Genomic DNA, 24,897 nt, shown 5'->3' with positions numbered 1-24,897 from the left:
TCCTCCATAATGAAAAAGGCCACGCTTCCTCTTTCGTGCCGGTGAAAACCGTCAGGAAGAGGAGGCGTGGCTTCCTTTTTTCAGGTATGGCTTTCCTTTAATCGAAGGAGAGCAGGCCAGACAGATGCGGCAGATATAGAAAGAACCGGAAGGTTTACAAGTGCCGATGCGGGGGAAAGCAGGGCGATCACGACAGGCCCTGACGACAACAGCCCCACAGGATGCGCCCGGTCCCGCCCTACCCTGTAATTTGACAGCAAGCAATGGATTACCAGACAATCATCGACAAATTTTACCCGGAGAACAACACCCTGCGTCACATCCTCCTTGTCCACAGCCGGTCGGTGGCCGACAAAGCCCTTGCCATCGCCGGCCGGCATCCGAAGTTGAAACTCGACAGACGGTTCATCGAAGAGGCCGCCATGCTGCACGACATCGGAATCGTACGCTGCAATGCGCCCGCCATACAATGTTTCGGCAGTGAACCTTATATCTGTCACGGATACATCGGAGCCGGAATGCTGCTGGCAGAAGGCTTCCCCCGCCATGCCCGCGTCTGCGAACGCCATACCGGTGCAGGCATCACACGCGACCAGATACTTGTCCGGCATCTGCCGCTCCCCATGCGTGATTTCCTGCCGGAGACGATGGAAGAGAAACTCATCTGCTATGCCGACAAATTCTTCTCCAAGACCCGTCTCGACCATGAGAAGACCCTCGAGGAGGCAGAAGCAAGCCTTGCGAAGTTCGGAGAAGAAGGAATCCAGCGTTTCAGACAGTGGGAAAGGATATTCCGATAGCCCGGAAGAAAGATGAAAAAAAGATCTTCCGTCAGATGCACAGACGGAAAACAAAACAGAGGCTTATGATATCCGGAAAATGAAAGTGTGTCACAGACCCATACTGCAGGGCCTTTTGACACAGCCCCCATTGTATGTCCGCTGTAACAGAACCCCATGTATATCAGTGGCCCGGAAGACATTTCCCCGTGTAAGTAAGTCTTCAGAGTCTTACCATATAGTATATCGGCAGGAACGAACCGGCCTCCCCAGCAGATGTGCTGAGGCCCGTCACAGATTGTGTTATCAGCAGACACCGGCCGTGTTGACGGCCCGAACCTGGCAATGTGTCAGAGGTCCATCCCGAACACACGCCTTACATTCTCGTTCGTCTGACGTGCAATCGCAGCCTCGTCAACAGCATAGCAGGCGGAAAGGGTGCGCACGACCTCTACGATGAAAGCACTCTCGTTGCGCTGTCCACGGTGTGGGACAGGAGCCATATAAGGGCTGTCGGTCTCGAGAACGATACGGTCCAAGGGGACTGCCGCAGGAAGATCCTCGCGAAGATGACTGCTCTTGAACGTTGACACGCCCCCGATGCCAAGGACGAAACGGTCGAAACGGAGGAACGCCTCAGCTTCTTTCCGGTTGCCTGTAAAACAGTGAAAGACACCGCCTGGCAACTCCCTCTCATAAGCACGCATGACACGCAGCAGTTCATTCTGTGCCTTCCGGCAGTGAATCATCAGCGGAAGCCGTGTCTCCACGCTCCACTTCACGGCCTCCTCGAAGGCGGCAAGCTGCTGCCGTTCGTATTCGCGCGACCAATAGAAGTCCAGCCCCACCTCACCGATGGCAACGACCGTCTCGCCCGGCAGCACCGTTCCCTCCGCCTTCTGACGGAGCGAAAGGAGGATGCGCCGGTGCATGGCAGCCAGCACTTCACGCCAGTCGTCACGCACCTCTTCTGGCTGCAGGCCGATCATAGGCCAGCAGATGTCAGGGAACTGACGGCAGACCGCCAGGACGGAGTCAACCGACTTCAAGTCGACGGCAGGCAGGAAGATCTTTCCTACCCCCGCCTCATGGGCACGGCGGATCACCTCCGGGAGGTCGGCCTTGAAATCTTCCGTGTCTAAATGAGCGTGGGTATCGATAATCATTTCGTGTGGGTAATATGGGATTTCTCACCGCTGTCTGTGCAGCAGCTTCTGTGCGTAAGCCGTCAGTTCTGTCTTGCGTGCTCCGGGTAGATTTACTGCGGCAAGATACTTGTTCGCTTCATCAAAATAACGGTTGATACAGTCGATTGCCATCTTGTCTACACCTATCTTACTATACAGGGCAGTTACGGCAGCGACCTTCTCGTCCCGGTCGAACGATCTGCAGCCGATCCACTTCTCCAGCTCCTTCCGCTGCCGTGCATTCGCCTTGTTGAGCGCATTGATCAGCATATACGTCTTCTTGTTCGACGTGATGTCCCCCCCGATCTTCTTGCCGAAGACCTTGGGGTCGCCATAGACATCCAGGTAATCGTCCTGCAGCTGGAACGCCAGTCCGATTCGCTCGCCGAACTTATAGAGATTCTCCACATCCCCGGCAGGAGCATCGGCCAGCAGGGCACCGAGCTTCACCGCACAGGCCAGCAGGACACTGGTCTTGAGCCGGATCATCTCGATGTACTCCGCTTCCGTCACATCATTGCGGTTCTCGAACTCCATGTCGTACTGCTGTCCCTCCCCTATTTCGAGTGCCGTCACGGTGAAGAGACGCAGCACATCCCGCAGGTGCCTGTCGTCACACTGCTGCATCCGTTCGAATGCCAGGACGAGCATCGAGTCGCCCGAGAGAATGGCCGTATTGGCATCCCAGCGCACGTGTACCGTCTGCTGTCCGCGGCGCAGCGGGGCGTCGTCCATGAGGTCGTCGTGCAGGAGCGTGTAGTTGTGATAGGTCTCAAGGGCGCACGCCGGAGAGAGAATGGTCTCAGGGTCGTCCCTGAAAAGGTTGTAGGACAGGAGCATCAGCGTAGGACGTATGCGCTTCCCTCCCAGCGAGAGTACATATCTGATAGGTTCGTACAGGCTCTGTGGCCTGCGTCCGTAAGAGAGATTGCCTATATACTCGTTTACTTTGTCAAGAATTTCATCAGCAGTGTACATGATAGAGCGTTTGGTTAAACAGTTATTTTCTTTCTTCAACGGCGACGGATCCGCCTTTGCATATCAGGGGACGTCATGAGAGCTGGAAGACGATGGGAATCTCCACGAGAGAACGGCACGGGCGGTTCTTTTCTATTCCCGGCTTCCATCTGCCCATCGTCCTGAGAACCCGCAGTGCCTCGGCATTGAGCACAGGAATCTTCCCGCTCTTCACCCGGACATCGTCCACCGTTCCGTCCACATTGATGATGAAGGTAATGTTCACCGTCCCCTGCACCTGCTTCTGCTTTGCATCGGCGGGGTACTGCAGCGTCTTCGTAAGCCACTTCATGAACTCCACCCATCCGCCGGGCGGCGTCGGTGTCTGGGAGAGAATGCGCTTGCTGACTTTGTCGTCATAGCGTTCCGCCTCCTCTTCAGAAGGGTCATCGGTCATCTTCTCCATCTCCTTCTTTGCCTCTTCCTTTACCTTGGGCGGCTCGGGGGTGGTGGTCACCATCGGCATCACGACAGCCTCGTCGCTCACCTGCGGAGCGCCCGTCTTCCTGTCGTTGGCGTTCATGCTGCCCACGTCGTGCGGTGTCACCTTGTTGGGGATGTCGCGCCGCTTGAGGTTGAGCATATCCTCTATGGTCGGTTTCTTCTCGTCCTGTTTGTTCGCCAGGTCCTGCTGGTCGATGGCCGGCAGCATATCCATGTCGTGGAGCGTCACATTCTTCAAGGTCCTGGAGTCGGCCGCATCATCATCCGTACCTGCCGCATTGTATTCCATCGCCACAAAAAAGACAGAGAGGGCGATGATGATTCCCAGAAGGAAACCAACCCACCGCTTATTCTCCAGGTCTGCCCTGTCCGACTTCTTTATTTCCAAGACAAAATATACTAAATGTGCGCTTACGCCGTTATATAAACCATGGCAGGCATCGCAGGAAAATCCTCTGCGCCGCGCCGGAAGTTCAAAAGACAAAAGTAATAAGATATTCGGAAAAAGCAGTAACTTTGCCGAGAAATTAAGTCAGATCAGATGAAAAAAATCGTTTTCGCCTTCCTGTCATCGCTTTTTGCAACTGTCGTGCGGGCACAGGAGAGCCAGACAGAATACAACTTCCTGCGGCTGCCGCTGAGCGCACACGCTGCTGCACTGGGCGGAGAGAACATCACCGTCATCGAGGACGACCCTTCGCTGATGTTCTCCAATCCGGCCCTGGCAGCATCGGTGAGCGACAGGACCGTGGGAATCAGCTACATGAACTATATGCACGGAGCCAACTATATGGGGGCTTCCTATACCAAGGCCCTGGGCGAGAAAGCCACCGTCGCCGGCGGCGTACAGTACATGAACTACGGACGGATGAAGGAGACCGACGAAAACAACGTGCAGACAGGCACCTTCAACGCCAGCGACATTGCCGTCGAGGGCATCTTCGCCTACGAACTGGCACGGAACATCGTGGGCGGCATCACGGCGAAGTTCATCACGTCCTACATCGGACATTACAATTCGATGGCGGTAGGCGTAGACCTCGGCCTGAACTGGTATGAGCCGGAGGAACAGTGGTCGGTGTCGCTGGTCGCCAAGAACCTCGGCGGCCAGATCAAGGCCTATGAGGAGGATTACGGCAAGATGCCGACGGATGTGCAGGTGGGTGTGAGCAAGACTTTCGCCGCCCTGCCCGTCAGGCTGTCGGCGACACTCGTCGACCTTACCCATTACAACTACCGGCTGGCCGACCACCTCGACCTCGGCATCGACCTCTTGCTTTCCGAGAGTATATGGATCGGCGCAGGCTACAACTTCCGCCGGGCTGACGAGATGACCGTCGGCAAGGCGGAGGATGCCTCTGCGCACGGAGCAGGCTTCAGCATCGGCGGCGGCATCAACCTTGAACGTTTCAAGCTGAACCTTGCCTATGGAAAATACCATGCCGCCAGCAGTTCGGTACTGGTCAACCTGGGCTATTCGTTCTGACAACACCCATGGACGCCTCCATTTCTGATGCGCTATGAACAAGAGACAGCACAGAATCCAACCCATCCTGCTGCTACAATCTGCAGCTTCTCAAGTCACTTGTAATCAATCATATACAAAATCCATACAAAAAGGTGCTTAGTCGGGGTGCTGTCAGGCGTTAACCGGCACGCAAGTAAGCACTACTTGGGGTGCTGTCAGGCGTTACTTGGAAAGCAGGCAACGGATGGTCACAATACAGTCATCCGTCCTCCCCTCTTCAACAAACAACGGGACGGCAGGAGGCAGTCATATCTACGAGAATACATCAATACCGTTTCTGTTCCGTATCGTTTATCCGCTAAAATAAAACTCTTCACAAAGGACAATCCGGCAGACAGACAAATCTCTCCACGAGAACAGATCCGGCTTCTCCCCCTTACTGCCGGATCAGGTTGCGGCCGGCATCGATACGGAGGAAGATGAAGAGGAGCAGCGTGAATCCCCACAGGGAGGAGCCGCCGTAGCTGAAGAAAGGCAGCGGAATGCCGATGACAGGGGTCAGGCCGAGCACCATGCCGACATTGATGAAAAGATGGAACAGGAATATCCCCGCGACACAATAACCATAGACCCGCCCGAACTTGAAAGGCTGCCGCTCGGCAAGATACATCAGCCGCAGAATAAGGCAGAGAAACAGCACAAGGACAGAGGCCGACCCGAGGAAGCCCTCCTCCTCGCCTACGGTGCAGAAGATGAAGTCGGTGTCCTGTTCCGGCACGAACTTGAGCTTTGTCTGCGTCCCGTTCAGGAATCCCTTGCCCTGCAGCCCGCCCGAACCGATGGCAATCTCGCTCTGGTGGACATTGTAACCTGCCCCGGCAAGGTCTTCGTCAAGCCCCAGAAGCACGTTGATGCGCACACGCTGGTGGGGCTGCATGACATCATTCAGCACGTAGTCCGCCGAATAGAAGAAAGCTACCGACCCCAGTGCGAACAGTGCGATATAGAAGTAGTTGGCGAAGCGTGTGTTCATCGCGTTATAGACCAGATAGCCGATGACACCCGCCGACAGCAACAGCTGCACCCAGACGACATCGAACGGAATGACGAACTCTGAGAAGAGCAGTGCCAGTGCGGTGAAACCGAGGACGTAGGCAAGCAGCAGACGCGTCTTCGCCTTGTCGCCCACATATACCCATACCATGGCCGTGGAGAATATCTGGACGAGCAGCAGGACGACGAACTTGCCCGCAGACGTAGGCGTATCCCACAGCAGCACCTCCTCGTACTTAATGCCGACAACGAAGTAGATGATCATTGCCAGTCCTGTGAAAAGGAACGATCCCGGCATTCCCTCCCGATAGAGCATGAGGAAGAATGACAGGTAGACAAGGGCGGAACCCGTCTCGCGCTGCCCGATGATGCAGAGCATCGGCAGGAAGATGATACCGCAGGCACCGGCAAAGTGTTTCCAGTTCTTCATGGTGAAGCCATAGGCCGACATGAACTTGGCGATGGCCAGGGCCGTGGCGAACTTGGCGAACTCGGCAGGCTGCAGGCGGAGCGGTCCCATGACAATCCACGACCGTGACCCCTTGATGCTGTGGGGGTTGAAGATGGTGGCGAAGAGGAGCAGCACCAGAAGCCCGTAGATGACGTAGGCAAAGGTGTCGTAGAAGCGGTCGTCCATCATCAGGAGCACGAAGCCCAGACAGATAGACGTGCCGATCCACACAATCTGCATGCCCGAACGGCTGGCCAGCGAGAAAATCTCGGTGTCGCCATACGTATAACTGGCACCGCAGACGCTCACCCATCCGAAGACGAGCAGTGCGATGTAGATGCCTATCGTCCACCAGTCCAGCGAACGGAGTACGCCGGGCTGTCTGTCTGCTGCATAATTACTTGGCACGGTTTACGCTCTCCTTGCTTTTCGACCTGCTTCCAGACGGTTTCTCCCTGTCCTTCGACTTGTCCTTTTCTTTATTCCTGTGCTCCCTGCGGGAGTCTTTGCTGTTCTTTTCCTTCTCCTTTTCCTTTTCTTTCCTGTCGTCTTCCCTGTCCTTTTCTTTCTTATCCTGACGGATCAGTTCCTCTGGCTCGACACGGATGGCAGGGTCGTTCTGCGGCTGTTTCTTCTTTTCATCCTCCTCCGCCTCTTTCTTCCTCTTCGCTTCCTTTGCCTTGTCGGCTTCCTCCCGGTCCTGCCTTTCCTTGACCATCTTCAGTGAGTCGCGGATGATGTTCACACGCTTGATGGAATCGAGACGGAGAGAATCGGCATGCGACAGCGGACGCTTGAACGGATAGGAAATATGCCGTTTCTGGATGGCGGCGGCCCTGGCGGCATCGCCTTCAGTCAGCTTTCCGTTGATGTACTGTTCGATCATCAGCGACCCGATCGGTACCCCGAACTCGGCCCCGAAACCGCCGTTCTCGACATAGACGGCAATGGCAATCTTCGGTGTGTCTACAGGAGCAAAGCCCATGAACACGGAGTGGTCCTTGCCACGGTTCTGTGCCGTTCCCGTCTTTCCCGCCAGCGAATAGCCCGGATGGACGGCATGGGCACAGGTTCCGCCACGCACGGAAGACATCATTCCGGCTATCACCTCCTGGTAAGCCCTGACGCTGCCTTTGGTGCGATGGTGTATCTTGTACTTCCTGCCCAGCGCCTTCCCCTGTATACGGCGTACGACGTGCGGTGTGACATAATAGCCCCGGTTGGCTATCGTTGCGCCGAGGTTGGCTATCTGCAGAGGCGTGAGGTTCACCTCCCCCTGTCCGATGGAGATGGAGATGACCGACAGCGGATTCCATCTCTTGAAGGCATGGTCGTAGAACTTCGCATTCGGTATCATCCCCCGCTTCTCACCGGGAAGGTCGATGCCCAGCTTGTATCCGAAGCCCATGGACACCATATAGTCGCGCCATACATCCATGGCATCGTCGAGCGTCTTGTACTTGCGGCGGTTGGAGAGCATGTGGTAAAGTCCCCAGCAGAAATAGCCGTTGCAGGACGTGCTGATGGCCGGGACCAGCGAGAGCGGGGACGGATGACTGTGGCAGCCTACGTGCAGTCCCTTGAAATAGAAGCCGTGATGGCAGGGATAGCGTGTCGAGTCGGTGATGATTCCCTCCGTATAATACGTGACGGCCTGACCGGTCTTGAACGTCGAGCCGGGCGGGTACTGTCCCATGATGGCACGGTTGAGCAGAGGTTTCGCCGGGTCAAGCGTAAGGTCGTGCTGGTACTTTCCGCGCATCTTGCCGATCATCGCACGGGGATCGAAGGTAGGCGAAGACACCATCGCCAGCACCTGTCCGGTCTTCGGTTCGATGGCCACGACGGCACCGAGCTTGCCCTCCATCAACCGTTCGCCGAGTGCCTGCAGGTCGGCATCAAGGCCGAGCTGCAGGTCACGGCCGGGGCGCGGACGCTGGTCATACTTGCCGTTCTGGTAACGTCCCTGTATCTGCCCGTGGGCATCACGGAGCAGTATCTGCACGCCCTTGCGTCCCCGCAGGTCCTTTTCGTATTCACGCTCAACGCCCATCTTCCCGATGTAGTCGCCCGGCTGGTAGTAGTCGTCTTCCTCGATGTCGCTCTGGCTCACCTCCGCCACGTCACCGAGGACGTGTGCGGCGATAGGCCGCTGGTACTGGCGGACGCTGCGTTTCTGTATATAGAAGCCGGGGAAGCGGTAGAGCTTTTCCTGAAAGGCACTGAATTCCTTGTCGCTCAGCTGGCTCAGGAAGAGCTGCTGGGTAAAGCGGGAATAGCCGGGGTTCTTGTTCCGGTCCTTGAGGCTGAGCATCCGGTTGATGAAGTCGGCTTTGGTAATATTCAAAGCCCTGCAGAACTCGAGCGTGTCAAGGTGTCCCGCCATCTCGTTGGTGACGACCATGATGTCGTAGGCCGGCTGGTTATAGACCAGCAGCCTGCCTTTCCTGTCCGTGATCGAACCCCGGGACGGGAACTCGATCTTCTTCAGGAAGGCGTTTGAGTCGGCGCTCTTCCGATAGTCGTCACTGGCTATCTGAAGCGCAAAAAGGCGTATGACATAAATCACCACGATGCCTATGGCAACCGCACTGAGCACGAGACGGCGATTCTCGAGGTCGTAATCCTTCATATCCTACCGCCTCCTTACGTTCTCGACCACAAGAATGAGAATGAGCGTAAGCAGCGAACTGCCGCCGATACACTGCAGCCATTCCAGCACATTGAAGAAGCTGAACATCTCCAATGAGAAGAACACAACATTATATATCAGAATGAGAATGGCGGCATACCATGCGTACTGGGGTATGCCGAGCGTGTCCATTCCGGGCTGGAAATCGCTGCTGCTTTCGCGCGGAATGAAAGGCTTCAGCACAAAAGGCTGCAGGGCGGCGACAAGGGTCAGCGACCCTGCGGCGACACCCGGCGTATTGGAGAAGGTATCGATGATGACACCCATCAGGAAACCCCACAACAGGGAAGCCCACCGGGGATGGTTGCGGGGAAACTGAAGAATGAAATAGACATAGAGCAGCGGCGTGGCAACAGCGAACAGATGGATGTGATTGAGTACAAACACCTGTGCCACCGTCAGCACGGCAAACCAAAGCAAACGTCTAAGAAAATCTACATTCATTCTGTCTATTCGTAAATCAAAGGGAATCAACGGCCTGTACAGAGGCGGAAGAGGGGTGGACGACTGCCGGGAAGGCATCTCGCAGGACATACGGCAGGGGGACACGCCGGCCGGCACCTACCGTCCCCGGCCGGCACTCTGCTCCTCAAGCGGCCTGATGGAGTCCTGTGCGGCCTTGATGACCTGCCGCTGCTCCCTGACGGAGGCATCGTCGATGACACAGACGTCACGGAGGTTGCCGAAATCGGTGGAAAGCTGTATCTGAAGCCGGTAGGAAAGTCCGTCTTCCGAGTTGTAGACGTGCCTGATCCGGCCGACCAGCACACCTGCCGGGAATACGGAAGAGTAACCGCTCGTCACGACACGGTCGCCCAGCTTGAACCTGGCATGGCGGGGCACATCGTCCAGATAAGCCACGTCGCTCGCCCCTCCGTTCCAGTGGAGGTAGCCGAAGTAGTCGCGCCCCTGGATGGAACAGCTGATGTTCGACTTCGAGTTCAGCACCGGGATGATGACAGCGTAATGGATGCCTGCCATATAGACGATGCCGACAACACCGTTGCCGCACGCCACGCCCATGTCCTTGCGTACACCGTCCCATGTTCCCTTGTCGATCGTGATGAAGTTGTCGGGGCGGTCGAGCGAGCTGGCCACGACCTTCGCCTGTATCAGGCGGAACTTCGACAGGAAGCGGTATTGGCCGCGGTGCAGATAGGCGGAGTCCTTCGTCGTGTCGTAAAGCCGGGCGGACAGTTCCTTCACCTCCTGCTCCAGCTCAAGGTTGCGCCGGGTCAGTTTTTCGTTCACCTCGCCCATCGTCAGATAGGAGGTCACCCTGGAAGTTGCGTCATACGCCAGCCCGGCGACATAGTTCGCTGATGTGAACCACACACTGCCCTGATAGTCATTGAATCGGAACAGGAGAACCATACTCAAGACTTCCAGGGCAACGAACAAGAACCAATGCTTGTACTTAGCAAGGAACTCTGTCAGATTGTGCATGAACGTCGGTCTGTTATCTCATCAAGAACGAGAAACGGTCTACGTTCTTCAATGCAATGCCTGCACCCTTGGCCACGCTGTGCAGCGGGTCCTCGGCGATGTGGAACGGGATGTTGATCTTGTCGGTCAGCCGCTTGTCGATGCCGCGGAGCAGGGCACCGCCGCCGCTGAGATAGATACCGTTCTTCACGATGTCCGCATAAAGCTCGGGCGGTGTGTTTTCGAGTGCCGAGAGCACGGCATTCTCTATCTTGGCAACGGTCTTGTCAAGGCAGTGGGCAATCTCCTGATAGCATACAGGGACCTCCATCGGCAGGGCCGTGATGCGGTTAGGACCGTGGACAATGTAGTCGTCCGGCGCTTCCTCGCCCAAGTCGGTCAGGGCCGAACCTACGTGGAGCTTGATGCGTTCCGCCATCCGTTCGCTGACCTTCACGTTGTGCTGGCGGCTCATGTATTCCTGTATATCCGCCGTGAGGTCGTCGCCGGCCACACGGATGGAGTTGTTGCAGACGATACCGCCCAGGGAAATCACGGCAATCTCGGTGCTGCCGCCGCCGATGTCAACGATCATGTTGCCTTCCGGCGCCTCCACGTCGAGCCCCATGCCGAGGGCTGCCGCCATCGGTTCGAAGATGAGATAGACGTCGCGTCCGTCCGCATGCTCGGCTGAATCGCGGACGGCCCGCAGCTCCACTTCGGTAGAACCTGACGGTACGCCGATCACCATGCGCAGCGAAGGCGAGAAGAAGCGGTTGCCGCTGTGGACCATCTTGATCAGTCCGCGCATCATCTGCTCGCAGGCGGTGAAGTCGGCTATAACGCCGTCGCGCAGCGGACGGATGGTACGGATATTGGGATGTTCCTTCTCGTACATCATCTTGGCATCGCCTCCCACGGCAATCATCTTGTCCGTGCGGCGGTCCAAAGCTACCACAGACGGCTCGTCAACGACGATCTTGTCATCACTGATGATAATCGTGTTCGCCGTTCCCAGGTCCATAGCAATCTCCTGGATAAATGAAAATAATCCCATTAATCAATGTATAATTTGTAAGTGTATGTTTCGTTCTCAAACCGGCCTATCTTGCTGCGAACCAGTTGTGGATGGCGGTATCGTAATGGCTGCTGACACCGAAGGCGCGCTCGGCGAACATCCTGCGGTCTTCCAGGTCGGTCTGCGCCCCTTTCGTGTTGAGTATCTGGAGCAGCACGGGATATTCGGCCTTGCTCGGGATGATGACGACATCCTTGAAGTTCTTGCCGCCGGCACGAATCAGCGAGATGCCGCCGATGTCGATCTTCTCGATGATTTCCTCGGCACCGGCTCCGCCGGCCACCGTCTGCTCGAACGGATAAAGGTCTACAATGACGAGGTCGATTGCAGGGATGTCATACTTCTGCATCTGCGCCTGGTCGCCTTCGTTGTCACGGCGGGCGAGAATGCCTCCGAAAATCTTCGGATGGAGTGTCTTCACACGGCCGCCGAGAATGGAGGGGTAAGAGGTCACGTCTTCCACCTTCCGGCATTCATAGCCCAACGACTCGATGAACTCCTGCGTACCACCCGTACTGAGGAACTTCACGCCTTCCTCGTCCAGCTTCTTGAGCAGGTCCTCCAGTCCGTCCTTGTGGAAGACGGAAATCAGAGCGGTCTTGATCTGTTTTGTACCAGCCATCGTAAAACAGTTTATGGATTTGATTTGCAAAGTTACTAATTATAAGCGACTATACAACATTTTAATTCAAAAAAAACCAAAAGTGCAGCAACAATTTGCTGAAAATCAAAAGTGTTGCCGGTCTGCACGCTTCCGTTCCAGACCAGAGGACCTGACAAGAAACTACGGACAGACCTGCCGTCGGACACAGCGGCCGACCGCACCAGACTGTCGAGAACGATGTTCCCAACGCCTGGGAATACCGTTCCCGACGGCTGGGACACCTGTTCCCAACGACTGGGAACACTGTTCCCGGCGGCCAGATGCTCATTTCCGAATACCCATAAGCAAGACGGCCTGCCGCCGGACCGGAACAGAGCAGGCACTGCCGGGCCGGTTACTGTTTGATGCCGATGGCATCCAGAATGCCTTGTATCTCGCTCCCGATGCCCAGGACTTGATCTGCCACACCGTCTTTCACGCCCCGCACCATGTAGCGGGCACAGTCGCCTTCGAGCTTTCCGATGCGCTGGCGTTCGGCTACTGTATAGTCGTGACGGGCTATCTCACGGCGTATTCTCCCGAACTTCTTCACGGCCTTCTTCCACTTTCTGGCCGTGTAATACTGGCTGTTGTCGCGCAGTTCGTAGGAGAAGTTCTGCAGATCGTTGACGGCAGACTCGCGTGTGGCACACGAACCAGCCGATAGGGCGGCCACGACAAGGGCAAGCCCCGCAAGCATATTCTTCATCTTCATTCTCATCTTCATCTTCGTTCCAATCTATTTACTTCTGATTCTACTTCCGTCAGCCCTGTCCCGGCACTGCGCCGGTCTGCTGCATGAGGGGGGGACGGCAGAGGGAGAGGCAGCCCCCACAGGGCGATGAACAAGGCAAAAATAGGAAATAATAATGATCCGGACAACAAAACCCCGGTCTTCTTTTCATTCTTTTTCTACTTTTTAACTACCTTTGCACCATGATCTTTTCAGCAGTTCTTCTTCAATGGTTCAAGGAAAACGGACGCCCCCTGCCCTGGCGGCAGACGGACGACGCCTACGCAATATGGCTCAGCGAGGTCATCCTGCAGCAGACACGCATCGCGCAGGGAACGGCTTACTGGGAACGGTTCATGGCGCAGTGGCCCTCCGTCGACGACCTGGCCGCCGCAACAGAAGACGAGGTGCTGAAGGCATGGCAGGGACTGGGCTATTACTCCCGGGCGAGGAACCTCCATGCCGCCGCACGGCAGGTGGTCGGGATGGGGGGCTTCCCCCGCACTTTCAAGGAACTGAAGACCCTGAAGGGCGTAGGCGACTATACGGCCGCCGCCATCGCCTCCTTCGCCTTCGGCGAACCTGTCGCGGTGGTGGACGGCAATGTCTACCGTGTCCTCTCCCGTTACTTCGGCATCGATACGCCGATAGATTCTACACAGGGAAAGAAAGAGTTCCAGGCCATGGCGCAGTCGCTCATTCCACACGGCGAACCGGCCGACTACAACCAGGCCATCATGGACTTCGGAGCCATACAGTGTACACCGGCATCCCCGAGGTGTGCCACCTGCCCGCTGTGCGAGACGTGCATTGCTTTCCGTGAGCACCGTACCGAGGGGCTGCCCGTGAAAAGCAAAAAGGTGAAACAGCGGGAACGCCGTTTCACCTATTTATATATAGAACATCAGGGACATATCGCCATTCACCAGCGGGGGGCCGGAGACATCTGGCAGGGACTGTGGGAACTGCCGCAGGACACGCACCTCACGTCGCCCGATGCCGCCGGATGGGAGGGGGAGGCACGGCTGCTGCACAAAGAGGTAAAGCACGTGCTGACCCATCAGGTCATCCTTGCCGACCTCTATCTGTGGGAGCCGCACACACGCCCCACGCTGCCGGAAGACTTCATCTGGGTGACACGAGACGAACTGCAGGCCCATGCCCTGCCCCGGCTGATAGAAATCCTGCTTGCAGACATACCGGCCGACTGACTCCGAAGACGGCAACGTGCCGTCATGCAGCAGCCGTCTCCGGGAAGCTACCTCCCTGCAAGAGCCGTCATCCGGGAAATGTATCAAAGAGGCTGATGACGTGCTCAGACCGGAAGAGAACTGGTTTTGACTTTCGCCACCGAGGGAGACGACGATGCTATTTCTTCCCGAAGTCGCCTTCGATGCGCAGCCGGTGGGCGACAAGGAACGGAAAGACGCAGACCGCCATCACGATGACGAAGAACCATCGGTAACCCACCGCCTCGGCCAATGTGCCGGCAAACAGCCCGGGAATCATCATCGAAAGAGCCATGAAACCCGTACAGAGAGCATAATGGCTCGTTTTGTGTTCACCCCGGCTGAAATAGATCATGAAAAGCATATAGGCACTGAAGCCGAAACCATAACCGAAGTTCTCGATAAACACTGCCGCTCCGACAGCGAAGACACTCGACGGAAGCCGGTAGGCCAGATAGACATAGGCGATGTTGGGCAGCGTGATGGCAGCCGTCATCGGCCACAGCCAGCGGCGCAGACCGTCGCGGCTGACCATCATACCGCCGATGATGCCGCCTGACAGCAGGCCTGCGACACCCACGATGCCGTTCACCGTACCGAATGCTATCTCCGTAAGAGCCAGCCCGCCCTTCGCCTGCGGAGTCTGGAGGAAGAGCTGGGAAATCGGCATGATCAGTGCTTCGGGCAGCCGGAAGAGAAGCAGAAAACAGATGGTCGTCAGCGCCTGTTCCTTCTGGAAGAACGATACGAAGGTCTGGCCGAAATCGTGCAGCAGCCGGCGGGCAGACAACCGTTCCCGGTCTGCATCCTCCTGCGGACGGGGGAGGATGACGCGGTGATAGAGTGCCAGACCGATGAAAAGTGCCGTCAGACCGTAGAACACCAGCGACCACGTCCACTGCACATCAAACTCCTGATGCAGGAAACCGGCAAGCGCAATCAGTCCGCCCTTGCCCACAACCATCGAGATGCGGTAGAATGTAGAACGTATGCCTACGAAGAAAGCCTGGTCGTGCGGATTGAGCCCCATCATATAAAAGCCGTCGGCCGCCACGTCGTGCGTCGCGCTGCTGAAAGCCAGCAGCCAGAAGAAGCAGATGGTCCCCTGAAGCCACAGCGACGTGTTGACCGTGAAGGCCACACCGGCGAAAGCCGCGCCGACAAGCAGCTGCATGACGACAATCCACCAGCGTTTCGTCTTCACGAGGTCGAGGAACGGACTCCACAGCGGTTTGATAACCCACGGCAGATAGAGCCACGAGGCGTAGAAGGTAATCTCGCTGTCGGAGAGTCCCAGCTGCATATACACCTGGATGGACAACACGGTTACGGCGATATAGGGCAGCCCCTCGGCGAAATAAAGCGAGGGAATCCATGCCCATGGGCTTGTCTTTCTTCCTGTCTTCAATGTTTGTTGCGTATTTGATTCCGTACTCCAGACCGCCGGACGGATGACGGACACCGTGCAGGTAGTCTGTCTTCCTGCCGGAAAGGGCCTCAGCCCCTGATTCGTGAGTATCCTCCGGCGATTTTTCAAGCAACGGCAAAGATACGCAAAATTAATGAGACAGAACAGAGATAGGTGTTATATTTGAGGTTTAAGGTTTGAGGATTGAGGTTTGAGGTTTGAGATTTGAGGTTTGAGATTTGAGGTTTGAGATTTGAGATTTGAGGTTTAAGGATTAAGACTCAAGATTTATGAAATGCCTTCATCTGCCCCTCGGGCAGGGGAAACCCGGTGTCTACTCCCCTCTCCATTCGGAGAGGGGCCGGGGGTGAGGCTTTCACCTCACCTGCACCCTCACTCCGACGCTGAGATTAAATCCCGTGGGCTTGTCCTTGTATATATTCTCGACGGCACTTCCATTGTTGAAATGCCGGCTCACGCCCGGTTCGACATAGACACTGACATCCCTGCCGAACCTGTATTCCGCACCGATGGCGGCATTGACAGAGAAGACCGGGCGTCCTTCCTTCACGACCGTGTGCTCCTGACCGGCAGGCAAAGCCTCCGCCGTCTGCCTCGACTCTCCCTTCACGAGTTTCTCTATCTCACCGCCCGCCGTCGCATAGACATTGACTTTCCCTGTCCTGACAAGGCTGTAGCTTGCACTCACCGGAAGGCCGACATAGTGCAGCCGCTGTTCCACCCTGCGTTCCCGTCCTCCCCTGATGTAGGTGAATTCCGAACTGTGACGGCTGTAGTCAAGTCCGGTTTGCAGGCTCCACCGGTCGTTGAGGGCATATCTTACCGAAAGGCCGAACTTGACCGGCTGCCGGTGCTTCGTATGCGTCCGTGTCTCGTCCGCCCTTATCGTCTGGTTCCGCACGTTCACTCCAGAGAACTCCGGTCCGTAGTCTCCATAGGGGTCGGCTGTCGCAAGAAGCATCTCTCCCCCGCCGGATGCTGTTCCGGCAGTACTGCTGAAGGAAGGCCCTACACTGAAACGCGGCGGACGGACTTTGCCCACAGCACGGATCTCTCCCCCACCGTAGCTGCCGTTCCCGGAATAACGACTTCCCCCTGCCGACGGCCGTGTTCCGGGATTCCGTTCTCCCGGGAGAGGACCGTCCACACGCTGCGGTTTTTCCTTTTCCTGATGAAAGACAGGCCGGCGATCGTCCGTGCAGGGCGTGGCTTCCGGCTTTCCTTGCACTGCATGAAGGTCACCCGCACCACAGACTGCCGTCCTTTCCGTCCTTCCGTGCGACAGACAGGCAAGCAGCCTGTGCCGTCCTCCGCCGTCCTGCACGCCACCGTCCACGGCAGCAGGCATCCTTGCAGTGCGGGGGGCGGCAATCCTGTCAGCATCCGGATGTGCCATGGGGCACACCTGTATGTCCGTCGTCCTGCCGCCTGCCATTCTTGCAGTCTGCGGCGGCAAGGGGGACTGTCCGCCGAACCTGCTGCCTATATACAGGACCATTGCAACGACGGCGGCGGCAGAGGCTGTGCGGAGAATCCACATCGGAACCGTCGTCGCCTTCTGCCGTACAGGCCGTGCCGGAACAGCTCCCCGGCGCTCCATCTCTTTCCGGATGTCGTCGAGAAGTCCTCTGGGTGCTTCCTCGCCGCATTCTCTGTGCAGGCGCGTCCGCAGTTTGTCAAGCCACTCTTCCTTCATACTTCATGTCCTTGTCTGTTCAGGTCCTTCAGCATCCCTGCAAGCAGATTCCTCGCTTTGTAGAACTGCGATGCAGATGTGTCGGGTCTGATATTGAGCATTTCTGCTATTTCCTTATGACTCTTCTCTTCTATCGCGAACAGGTTGAAAACAGCCCTGTAGCCCGGCGGCAGCCTGCGGATGGCGTCGGTGATCTGCGTGATGGACAGTCCGTCCGTCTCCGGTCCGTCGTCCGTGCTGTCAGGCAGGTCGATGTCCTTGTCCACGAAGAGTTCCGTGTCATGGTCCCGGAGAAAACGGAGCGATTCGTTGACGACGGTCCGGGTGAGCCATGCCTTCAGAGAGCCTTTCCCTCTGTACTCAAAGGAATGTATGCCGGTGAAGATTCTGATGAAAGCCTCCTGCAGCACGTCGTGCAGGTCCTCCCGGTTGCCGATGTAGCGCAGGCACACCTGTGCCAGATAATCGGCATACGTGCCATAGAGCTTGTCCATGGCACGGTCATCACCCTTGGCGAAAAGGCTTAAGATATGCTGCTCTTTATTATTCCCAAACAGTCTCATTGGTCATCAGGAGATCACGCTCCCCGAAGGCTCGTTCTGTCTATTTACGGCTTTTGTATTTGAAGGTGACGCTTTTCATGCCCGAGAACGACTGCCACTTCAGCGTGAGGTCGACGGTCTTCCCCTGCGTGTCGGGCAGGTCGTTCAGTCTGAATGCCACGAGTCCGTCGCGGATGAAGCCCCTCGTGTCGCCTGCGGCATTGTGGTGAAGCACCACCTCATAGGGCTTTTCCCCCTTGACGAGGTTCACGACATGCTTCTTCCCGCTGCCGAAATAAGTGCGGAAGCGCAGGGTGAGATAGCCGTCCTCAACGACCGTCGTCCAGTCCTTGACGATTTCCACGGGGTCCTTTCCGTACGTCTCATCGTCTTTCTTCCCGAGGCTCCTTGCCATGTTCTTCGTAAGGATGGTGTCGACCCAGTTCACATACGCACTCTTGGAGTAGTGCCCGTTCTGTCCGTCCTGCACCCGGATGTTCGTGAGCGCACGCACCTCCTTGTTCCCGTAGGGCGAAGTCTTCATGTTCGTCGGAAGGATGGTCGTCTCGTCGTCCAGCTGGAAATACACCTGTCCGGTGGGGCTGTTGGTCTTGATGGTGACAAGTGCGTTCGGATAGTTGACGGAGTTGTCGGTATCGTCATCGTTCAGGCACGAATGCAGCGACATCGTCCCCAGCAGCACACCCAGCACAATAAGATAATTGAAAAAACGCTTCATTTTCTTTCCTCCATGATTTTATGTTGCAAATTTACAAAATATTTCTGACGTATGTACCGTTCCCGCCTTCCGTCATTATCCCCCTCCGCACCGGACGGCCTGCAAGCCTCTGGAGATGCGGCTGCGGCAGCACGTCGGACCGGGCGGAATCCTGTCGGGTATTGCCTGCATTGCAACCAAGGCCTGATTGAGATGCAACCAAGGCCTGATTGAGGTGCAATCAAGGCTTACTTGGGACGCAACTAAGCACCTTTCCAACAGGCTTCATAACGCATTGATAATCAAATGCCTGCCAAGTCCGTTTTCCCAGTACCTGTGTCCGGTGCTCCGGCAAGGCATCCGGCGGCGGTGAACAGGGAAAGCCCGATGTGCTGTTCCCTGTTCCGCGACGGCAGGACCGCTGCTGCTAATTCACGGTGACGGTGACCATCCCGGCCAGCTTGTCCTTGTCAAGCACGCTGACGGTGGTCGTTCCCTTCTTGACACCCTTTACCGTGACGGTGGCATCCTTTACTGTCGCCGTGGCGATCCGCTTGTCCCTGACCGTCACCGTATAAGGTGCTTTCCCCGACTTGATGGCGAACGTCGCTTCCTTTCCGGCGGCAATCTTCAGTTCGGTCTTGTCGAAAGCGAGGGGCTTCGCCACGGTGACGGCAACCGTAGCCGTCTGCCGGTTCTTGTCGGTGACGATGACGGAGGCCTTGCCCTCCTTGACACCCGTGACGGTGACGGTGTTCTTGTCGGCCTTAGCCGTAGCTGTCTTTTCGTCGGTCGATTTTACCGTGAGGGGCTGTGCGGCGTTGGCGACGGTCACGCTGGCCTTGGCACCGGGTGCGACCGTGATTCTGTCGGCACTGAGCCGCAGCCCATTGCTCCTGTTGTTGTCATTGTCCTTGTCGCAGGATGCGAACACTGCAGCTCCCAGGCAGCATGCTGCCACCATCATTGTCTTGAAGATTGTTTTCTTTTCCATTTCTTTTTTAAATGCTTGTTTTCAGTTTTGTTTACTTGTTCAAGATGTGATCATGATTCATTGTCTTGTCACTCATTAAAACCGGAAAACGCAGAAACTTGCCTGACAGGACGGTTAAATCATGTTAAACAGAAAGACGGATCCAGCCTCGGTCAAGCGGGATTATTCCGGGCTGGCTGTTCAATAAAAACAATAAACTTGCCGTACTTGAAAATTTTACTTACCTTTGCATCATCTGTCAGAAAACGACATTTTAACGGAAGAAAGCAACAGAAACATCATCAGACAGCAGTTATATGAAGAAAATTATTACACTCCTTGCCGGCACACTGCTGGCAACATCCGCATCTGCCATCCCCGCCATGCGTGTATGGCGCACCTGCCGGCAGGCAGACGGAACCGTGCTGAAGGTCATGACCGTGGGCGACGAGCACTTCAACTATGCCCTCACGGAAGACGGCATACCGGTACTGCCCTGCAAGGGAAGCTACTACTATGCCCGAATCGACGGCAGCCGCCTGGTGGCCTCGGACGTACTGGCACACGCAAAAGGCATGAGGAAAGGCCGGGAGGAGCAGGCGGCAGCGGCCCTCGGACAGATAAGACAGCTGGAAACACTGACACAGCAGCGGATGCAGGCGGCCGCCAAACCCTTCGGACAGGGGTTCGGCGACACGTGGGAAGGCAAAAAGAAAGGCCTTGTCATCCTGGTAGAGTTCGAGGACATGGCTTTCCGGGACCCCAGGAACGTCCTGACACTCAAGCCGCGCGAGAACGATGTCAGGACGCTCTACGACAAGATGCTGAACATGGCGGGATATACCAACAACAACGGGACCATCGGCAGCGTACACGACTACTTCATGGACCAGAGCAACGGCCGGTTCGACCTCACGTTCGATATCGTCGGACCGGTGAAGCTCAGCCATCCCTACAGATACTACGGTGAACGCACTGCCGAAGGAAACGATGAACGGGCACCGCAGATGATCGCCGATGCCTGCCGGGCCGTCAAGGACAAGGTGAACTTCGCCGACTACGACTGGGACGGCGATGGCGAGGTGGAGCAAGTCTACGTCGTCTATGCCGGCGAGGGAGAGGCCACCGGAGGCGAAGCGAACACGGTATGGCCGCACAAATACTCGCTCGAGGATGCAGGACTGCACAAGCTGTCGTTCAACGGCGTGAAGGTCAACACCTACGCCTGCAGCAACGAAATCATCCGTGCCCGTCTGGACGGGAAGGAGCACGTCTTCTACTCGGGCATCGGCACCATCTGCCACGAGTTCTCCCACTGTCTCGGCCTGCCCGACTTCTACGACACGCGCGGCGGGAGCAACGTAGGGTCCGGACGGTTCGACCTCATGTGCTCCGGCAGCTACAACGGCGGGCCGCAGAGCCTCAAGAACGTCTACGGCGGGACAGGCATCGGGACGGTGCCGGCAGGATACGATGCCTACGAGAAAGCGTACATGGGATGGCTCAAGCCGGTCGCTCTCGGCGAGGCCGCCGTGGAAGTGAAGAACCTGAAAGGACTCTCCGAAGGCGGCGAGGCCTACTTCCTGTACAACCCGGACAACAGGAACGAGTACTACATCTTCGAGAACCGCACGCCGCACCGGTGGGACAGCGAACTGCCCGGGCACGGCCTGCTGGTGTTCCACGTCGACTACGACGACCGTTCGTGGCAGACGAACAACGTCAACGCCGCCGCCTATCAGGACCACCCGCGCTTCACGATCGTCCCGGCAGACGGACAGCTCGACAATGCCACGCAGGACGGCGACCTCTTCCCCACCGACCTCAACAACAGTCTGACCACAGCCTCCGACCCCCGCCTGTTCTTCTACACCGGCTACCGCATCGGCGACAGGGCCGGCATCCGTCAGGTGACACGCGGCCATGACAACACCGTCTCCTTCAGCTATCTGCCGCTGAACACCACCACAGGCATCCGCTCCCTGTCACCCACCCTGCCATCCGCTGCCGCCGTCTACACGCTCTCGGGCGTAAAGACCGGCAGAGACGGACAGGGAACAAGACAGGTCGTAATCGTCAAGGATGACGACGGCAGGACGCACAAGGAAGTGCGATGACACGAGGGTGGGTCAAAATGCAAATACCATTTTGATAATCTTACAGTTTGAAACAATCCTTTAAAAATGAGGATGTGTCAAAATTGATACATCCTCTTTTTTATTCTTCCTTTACCTTGTCTACCATATAATTCATTATTTACTGCAGCTATGCTGCTAATTTCATATAAAATGATTTATTGGCCTTTAAATAGCCTATATAAACTTGTATAAAGCATCTGAAGGTGACTAAAAGTACCTCCATAACGGCTTTTAGTTCCTTTAGATTGGTTTTTCTACACATTTTCCTTATGTTAAAGGCAATGGCAAAGAAGGCAAAGTCCATATTGACCTTGTCTTTTCCAAAATGCCTAAACCTCTTGTAGGCTTTATTATATTTTGTTTGTCCAAAAACAGCTTCAGGTTCTATGCACCTTCGTCCTCGATGCTTTATGCCTTCTTTAGAGGTCAGTAGTTCCCGTGCCTTTTGCTTATATTGCTGTTGTTGGTGGTTTACTTCTATAATTCTGTTCCCTCTTGCCTTAAAACATGAGCCTCTCAACGGACAACCATCACAGCGTTCTGCCTGATAACGTACGCTGTAAGTAACGAATCCATTAGAGGTTAGGGAACGCTTCATACCTATACGCTTCATATGCTGTCCCATAGGGCAGACGTAGAAATCCTGTTCCTTATTATAATAAAGGCTTGCGGGACTGAATGGGTCAGGTGTGTAGCGTGGACGCTGCTCTTTGTGGAAGCAGTTATACTTCACATAGGCTTCCATATTATGTACGTCCATGAACAGATAGTTCTCCTCGGAGCCATATCCCGAATCGGCTACGACTGTCTTGGCATAACGATGGTAGCGTGAGTTGAAAGACTCCAAGAAAGAGGGAAGTGTGAGAGTATCAGTACGGTTGGCATAGAGTGCAAAGTCGGTGATGAACTGGTTCTCCGTTGCTATCTGCAGATTATATCCAGGCTTAGTCTGTCCGTTCCGCATAGCGTCCTCCTTCATGTGCATAAACGTGGCATCAGGGTCGGTCTTGCTGTAGGAGTTTCGCTCTCCCATAATCTCAAGGTGTTGGTCATACTCCTGGAGTTTATTACGTTTCTTCTCAAGCTCTTTAAGCTGTTTTTTCTTGGTTCTAACAGCCTGCTTCTCTTCTTTAGTCTTAGGCTCAGGGGCTGATTCCAAAGACTTGTTCAATTCCTCGGATATCTCATCGAGCAGAGCTGCAGTAAACTCGACACCTTCTGTCTTAGCGGCATTGTCCTGCGCTATGACATCATCAACCTGAAGCAAGAGTGTGCGTATTTGTTCCTGCAACCTGGCGCGGTTCTTTTCCACGGTTCTCTTCCAAACGAAGGTATACTTGTTGGCTTTCGATTCTATTTTTGTGCCGTCAATATATTCAACGTCAAGACTTATCAAACCTTTGGCTGCAAGTACTAATACCACTTGTGTGAAGATATTGTTGATTTCCTTTTTCACACGATTACGAAAACGATTGATGGTAATAAAATCAGGCTGCTCATATCCTGCCAGATAGATGAAATGAATGTCACGCTTGAGAAGCGACTCTATACGACGGCAGGAATAGATATTATTCATGTAGGCGTAAAGAATCACCTTGAGCATCATTTGTGGATGATAAGGTTTGCGACCACTGGGCTTATAAAGTTTGTAGACACTATCCAACATAAGATTATCCACCAAGGCGTCTAAAAGACGAACAGGGTCATCTTCTGCGATATCCTTATCGATTCTTTGAGGAAAAAGAATCATTTTCTTGTGTATGTAAGAACGAAAGTGTACCTTTGTCATAATGAGATTTTTTGTATGCCTAAAGGTACAAAAACTTTAGGAAATAGCAAAGCCCTGGCTTGAGAAAGTCGGGGCTTTGTGCATAAAAAAGAGGATGTGTACATTTTGACACACCCTCTTATTTATTGCAATATCTCTAACAATATTAATTGTTAACAAACTTGATGCGTTTGTTACAGTCATCAATCTTTGCCTTAACCTTAGCAATCTTCTTTTCCATCTTTCTTAAAGTCTTTTGACTCTTAGCCAACTTCTTGTTGATAGACTTAGCTTCCTTCAGACGCTTGATAGTGGTCTTTGCATCCTTAACAGTGTTTGATGCGTTGGTTGTGTTGAATTCTGTTGTAGCTACATTTGCTTCAACATTGATGTCAGCAGCTTTCTTGCTGAGTTCGACATTGTTTGCCTTCTCTTTTTCGTAATCTAACTGCAGTTTGTTTAACTCTGTAGTCATCTTGAGCACCTTCCGATGTTCTTTCAGAGTGTCAATCTTTTCACTATTTAAAGAAGAGGCACAAGATACAAAAGACAACGTTATTAATCCTAAAAAAAATAATTTCTTCATACTTGTATTCTATTTAAATTAATTGTGCAAATGTATATAAAATATTGTTTATATGCAAAAGATAATATGTAAAACCTTTCCTTTTATGTAGAAATATTGTTTTTTAACAACTATCTTTTGCGTTATTATCCATCTATAAGTCAGTTCTCTTGTTATCTGAAAGCCTAATATTTACTTAGATAGAATCAGCTTCCACTGTCTTTTTCTTACTTTGTTTTGAGGGTTGATTGTCTAAACCGATTTCATCCAGAAGACCATCCATAGCACTTCCCAATAGTCCTTCGATGGCTGAGGTTGCAGGTGCAATGATGTTTTCCTGCAACATCTTCTGTGCTTTTTTCTTAAGTTGTTCCTTCATGTTGATTTCTTCTTTCTTGTAATACTGTTCTGCAGCTTCTTGAAGGTCATCTTCATCTACAGTAAAGATATGCCCGAAGACACCTAAAGATACGATATGATCTTTGCCATCATAGTGTACCTTACCTAATGAACATACAACATAGTTATCGACAGTGACGAGGTTATCAACAGCAGTCTCAATCACCTTACCTGCAAAGGCATTGCTGACTGTTTTGAAAGCGTTGTCGATGAAGGTGTTGCCTGTAAGATTATCGTTGTCATTTACAGCATTATTTACAGTAGTAGTGATAACGGTAGAGAGTACTTCCTTGTGTTGTTCTGTCTTTGGACAAGTAACAACCATCACTGCAACCAAGACAACCAGTGTAAGCAAAATACCGATAAGACAACCAGTGTGACTCTTCTTCTTTTCTTTGCTTTTAGGAAAAACCCGCTTATAGTTTGAAGGGCAAAATCAAGTTAGGTTTTCACTGTGTGCCCGAAGGACA

The 24,897-nt window shown here is 54.5% G+C and carries 21 protein-coding genes and 1 pseudogene; 4 read left to right on the top strand and 18 right to left on the bottom strand.

Features of this window, described 5'->3' with window-relative positions; all coding sequences use genetic code 11:
* The first annotated feature begins 263 nt into the window (after positions 1-263).
* Positions 264-800, top strand: a complete 537-nt coding sequence (locus tag DYH27_RS10440; RefSeq protein ID WP_025067258.1) for an HD domain-containing protein — start codon at positions 264-266, stop codon at positions 798-800.
* Positions 801-1,129: 329 nt separating this feature from the next.
* On the opposite strand, the gene DYH27_RS10435 is transcribed toward DYH27_RS10440, so the two are convergent.
* From DYH27_RS10435 to DYH27_RS10425, 3 genes are all read right to left on the bottom strand, one after another.
* Entirely contained in the window at positions 1,130-1,945 is an 816-nt protein-coding gene (locus DYH27_RS10435; protein ID WP_025067257.1) for a TatD family hydrolase, read from the bottom strand.
* Between the two features lie 24 nt (positions 1,946-1,969).
* The gene (locus DYH27_RS10430) at positions 1,970-2,944 is read right to left on the bottom strand and encodes a polyprenyl synthetase family protein (RefSeq protein ID WP_004353719.1); all 975 of its coding nucleotides are present in this window, start codon (positions 2,942-2,944) and stop codon (positions 1,970-1,972) included.
* Between the two features lie 73 nt (positions 2,945-3,017).
* Positions 3,018-3,815 (bottom strand): energy transducer TonB, encoded by a 798-nt coding sequence (locus DYH27_RS10425; RefSeq protein ID WP_025067256.1) that lies wholly within the window; start codon positions 3,813-3,815, stop codon positions 3,018-3,020.
* 153 nt (positions 3,816-3,968) lie between these two features.
* Between DYH27_RS10425 and porQ the strand changes: the two genes are divergently transcribed.
* Positions 3,969-4,913: a type IX secretion system protein PorQ gene (gene porQ, locus DYH27_RS10420; protein WP_025067255.1), complete on the top strand. Its 945-nt coding sequence runs from the start codon at positions 3,969-3,971 to the stop codon at positions 4,911-4,913.
* A 418-nt stretch (positions 4,914-5,331) separates the two neighbouring features.
* Here porQ and rodA read toward each other — a convergent pair whose 3' ends face one another.
* From rodA to DYH27_RS10380, 7 genes are all read right to left on the bottom strand, one after another.
* The gene (gene rodA, locus DYH27_RS10415) at positions 5,332-6,807 is read right to left on the bottom strand and encodes a rod shape-determining protein RodA (RefSeq protein WP_013671917.1); all 1,476 of its coding nucleotides are present in this window, start codon (positions 6,805-6,807) and stop codon (positions 5,332-5,334) included.
* On the bottom strand, positions 6,797-9,031 hold the full coding sequence (mrdA, locus tag DYH27_RS10410) for a penicillin-binding protein 2 (protein ID WP_029216551.1): 2,235 nt from the start codon (positions 9,029-9,031) through the stop codon (positions 6,797-6,799). Before mrdA ends, rodA begins: the two co-directional genes overlap by 11 nt.
* Before the next feature lie 3 nt (positions 9,032-9,034).
* A complete protein-coding gene (gene mreD / locus DYH27_RS10405) occupies positions 9,035-9,535 on the bottom strand; it encodes a rod shape-determining protein MreD (protein ID WP_025067254.1) in 501 nt (166 codons plus the stop codon).
* Positions 9,536-9,652: 117 nt separating this feature from the next.
* Complete coding sequence (mreC, locus tag DYH27_RS10400; RefSeq protein ID WP_025067253.1) at positions 9,653-10,537, bottom strand: rod shape-determining protein MreC; 885 nt, start codon at positions 10,535-10,537, stop codon at positions 9,653-9,655.
* 13 nt (positions 10,538-10,550) lie between these two features.
* Complete coding sequence (locus DYH27_RS10395) at positions 10,551-11,573, bottom strand: rod shape-determining protein (RefSeq protein WP_004353746.1); 1,023 nt, start codon at positions 11,571-11,573, stop codon at positions 10,551-10,553.
* Positions 11,574-11,619: 46 nt separating this feature from the next.
* A complete protein-coding gene (locus tag DYH27_RS10390) occupies positions 11,620-12,216 on the bottom strand; it encodes an IMP cyclohydrolase (protein ID WP_029216552.1) in 597 nt (198 codons plus the stop codon).
* Between the two features lie 376 nt (positions 12,217-12,592).
* Complete coding sequence (locus DYH27_RS10380) at positions 12,593-12,958, bottom strand: outer membrane protein assembly factor BamD (RefSeq protein WP_025067251.1); 366 nt, start codon at positions 12,956-12,958, stop codon at positions 12,593-12,595.
* A 215-nt stretch (positions 12,959-13,173) separates the two neighbouring features.
* Here DYH27_RS10380 and mutY point away from each other — a divergent pair, with 215 nt between their 5' ends.
* Positions 13,174-14,181, top strand: a complete 1,008-nt coding sequence (mutY, locus tag DYH27_RS10375; RefSeq protein ID WP_025067250.1) for an A/G-specific adenine glycosylase — start codon at positions 13,174-13,176, stop codon at positions 14,179-14,181.
* A gap of 157 nt (positions 14,182-14,338) precedes the next feature.
* Here mutY and DYH27_RS10365 read toward each other — a convergent pair whose 3' ends face one another.
* From DYH27_RS10365 to DYH27_RS10345, 5 genes are all read right to left on the bottom strand, one after another.
* Entirely contained in the window at positions 14,339-15,607 is a 1,269-nt protein-coding gene (locus DYH27_RS10365; RefSeq protein WP_029216553.1) for an MFS transporter, read from the bottom strand.
* 376 nt (positions 15,608-15,983) lie between these two features.
* Positions 15,984-17,324 (bottom strand): porin family protein, encoded by a 1,341-nt coding sequence (locus DYH27_RS10360; protein ID WP_025067249.1) that lies wholly within the window; start codon positions 17,322-17,324, stop codon positions 15,984-15,986.
* Positions 17,321-17,887 (bottom strand): RNA polymerase sigma factor, encoded by a 567-nt coding sequence (locus tag DYH27_RS10355; protein ID WP_025067248.1) that lies wholly within the window; start codon positions 17,885-17,887, stop codon positions 17,321-17,323. The genes DYH27_RS10360 and DYH27_RS10355 overlap by 4 nt, the downstream gene beginning before the upstream one ends.
* A gap of 40 nt (positions 17,888-17,927) precedes the next feature.
* Complete coding sequence (locus DYH27_RS10350; protein ID WP_025067247.1) at positions 17,928-18,605, bottom strand: NigD1/NigD2 family lipoprotein; 678 nt, start codon at positions 18,603-18,605, stop codon at positions 17,928-17,930.
* A 406-nt stretch (positions 18,606-19,011) separates the two neighbouring features.
* Complete coding sequence (locus DYH27_RS10345; RefSeq protein ID WP_025067246.1) at positions 19,012-19,578, bottom strand: Ig-like domain-containing protein; 567 nt, start codon at positions 19,576-19,578, stop codon at positions 19,012-19,014.
* A 296-nt stretch (positions 19,579-19,874) separates the two neighbouring features.
* Here DYH27_RS10345 and DYH27_RS10335 point away from each other — a divergent pair, with 296 nt between their 5' ends.
* Complete coding sequence (locus tag DYH27_RS10335; RefSeq protein WP_025067245.1) at positions 19,875-21,674, top strand: M6 family metalloprotease domain-containing protein; 1,800 nt, start codon at positions 19,875-19,877, stop codon at positions 21,672-21,674.
* A gap of 148 nt (positions 21,675-21,822) precedes the next feature.
* On the opposite strand, the gene DYH27_RS10330 is transcribed toward DYH27_RS10335, so the two are convergent.
* From DYH27_RS10330 to DYH27_RS10320, 3 genes and pseudogenes are all read right to left on the bottom strand, one after another.
* The gene (locus DYH27_RS10330) at positions 21,823-23,484 is read right to left on the bottom strand and encodes an IS1182 family transposase (protein ID WP_025067244.1); all 1,662 of its coding nucleotides are present in this window, start codon (positions 23,482-23,484) and stop codon (positions 21,823-21,825) included.
* A 145-nt stretch (positions 23,485-23,629) separates the two neighbouring features.
* The gene (locus tag DYH27_RS10325) at positions 23,630-24,049 is read right to left on the bottom strand and encodes a hypothetical protein (protein WP_025067243.1); all 420 of its coding nucleotides are present in this window, start codon (positions 24,047-24,049) and stop codon (positions 23,630-23,632) included.
* Between the two features lie 175 nt (positions 24,050-24,224).
* A pseudogene (locus DYH27_RS10320) lies at positions 24,225-24,833 on the bottom strand (DUF4359 domain-containing protein); the annotation flags it as partial.
* Positions 24,834-24,897 lie beyond the last annotated feature (64 nt).

The organism is Prevotella denticola (assembly GCF_900454835.1).
GTDB lineage: Bacteria > Bacteroidota > Bacteroidia > Bacteroidales > Bacteroidaceae > Prevotella > Prevotella denticola.
This window is presented reverse-complemented; position numbering and strand designations above follow the sequence as displayed.

Bases quoted from the DNA above. Each gene is read 5' to 3' on its own strand.
- DYH27_RS10440 (WP_025067258.1), top strand. From the start codon at position 264: ATGGATTACCAGACAATCATCGACAAATTTTACCCGGAGAACAACACC.
- DYH27_RS10435 (WP_025067257.1), bottom strand. From the start codon at position 1,945: ATGATTATCGATACCCACGCTCATTTAGACACGGAAGATTTCAAGGCC.
- DYH27_RS10430 (WP_004353719.1), bottom strand. From the start codon at position 2,944: ATGTACACTGCTGATGAAATTCTTGACAAAGTAAACGAGTATATAGGC.
- porQ (WP_025067255.1), top strand. From the start codon at position 3,969: ATGAAAAAAATCGTTTTCGCCTTCCTGTCATCGCTTTTTGCAACTGTC.
- mrdA (WP_029216551.1), bottom strand. From the start codon at position 9,031: ATGAAGGATTACGACCTCGAGAATCGCCGTCTCGTGCTCAGTGCGGTT.
- mreD (WP_025067254.1), bottom strand. From the start codon at position 9,535: ATGAATGTAGATTTTCTTAGACGTTTGCTTTGGTTTGCCGTGCTGACG.
- mreC (WP_025067253.1), bottom strand. From the start codon at position 10,537: ATGCACAATCTGACAGAGTTCCTTGCTAAGTACAAGCATTGGTTCTTG.
- DYH27_RS10395 (WP_004353746.1), bottom strand. From the start codon at position 11,573: ATGGGATTATTTTCATTTATCCAGGAGATTGCTATGGACCTGGGAACG.
- DYH27_RS10390 (WP_029216552.1), bottom strand. From the start codon at position 12,216: ATGGCTGGTACAAAACAGATCAAGACCGCTCTGATTTCCGTCTTCCAC.
- DYH27_RS10380 (WP_025067251.1), bottom strand. From the start codon at position 12,958: ATGAGAATGAAGATGAAGAATATGCTTGCGGGGCTTGCCCTTGTCGTG.
- mutY (WP_025067250.1), top strand. From the start codon at position 13,174: ATGATCTTTTCAGCAGTTCTTCTTCAATGGTTCAAGGAAAACGGACGC.
- DYH27_RS10360 (WP_025067249.1), bottom strand. From the start codon at position 17,324: ATGAAGGAAGAGTGGCTTGACAAACTGCGGACGCGCCTGCACAGAGAA.
- DYH27_RS10355 (WP_025067248.1), bottom strand. From the start codon at position 17,887: ATGAGACTGTTTGGGAATAATAAAGAGCAGCATATCTTAAGCCTTTTC.
- DYH27_RS10350 (WP_025067247.1), bottom strand. From the start codon at position 18,605: ATGAAGCGTTTTTTCAATTATCTTATTGTGCTGGGTGTGCTGCTGGGG.
- DYH27_RS10345 (WP_025067246.1), bottom strand. From the start codon at position 19,578: ATGGAAAAGAAAACAATCTTCAAGACAATGATGGTGGCAGCATGCTGC.
- DYH27_RS10335 (WP_025067245.1), top strand. From the start codon at position 19,875: ATGAAGAAAATTATTACACTCCTTGCCGGCACACTGCTGGCAACATCC.
- DYH27_RS10330 (WP_025067244.1), bottom strand. From the start codon at position 23,484: ATGACAAAGGTACACTTTCGTTCTTACATACACAAGAAAATGATTCTT.
- DYH27_RS10325 (WP_025067243.1), bottom strand. From the start codon at position 24,049: ATGAAGAAATTATTTTTTTTAGGATTAATAACGTTGTCTTTTGTATCT.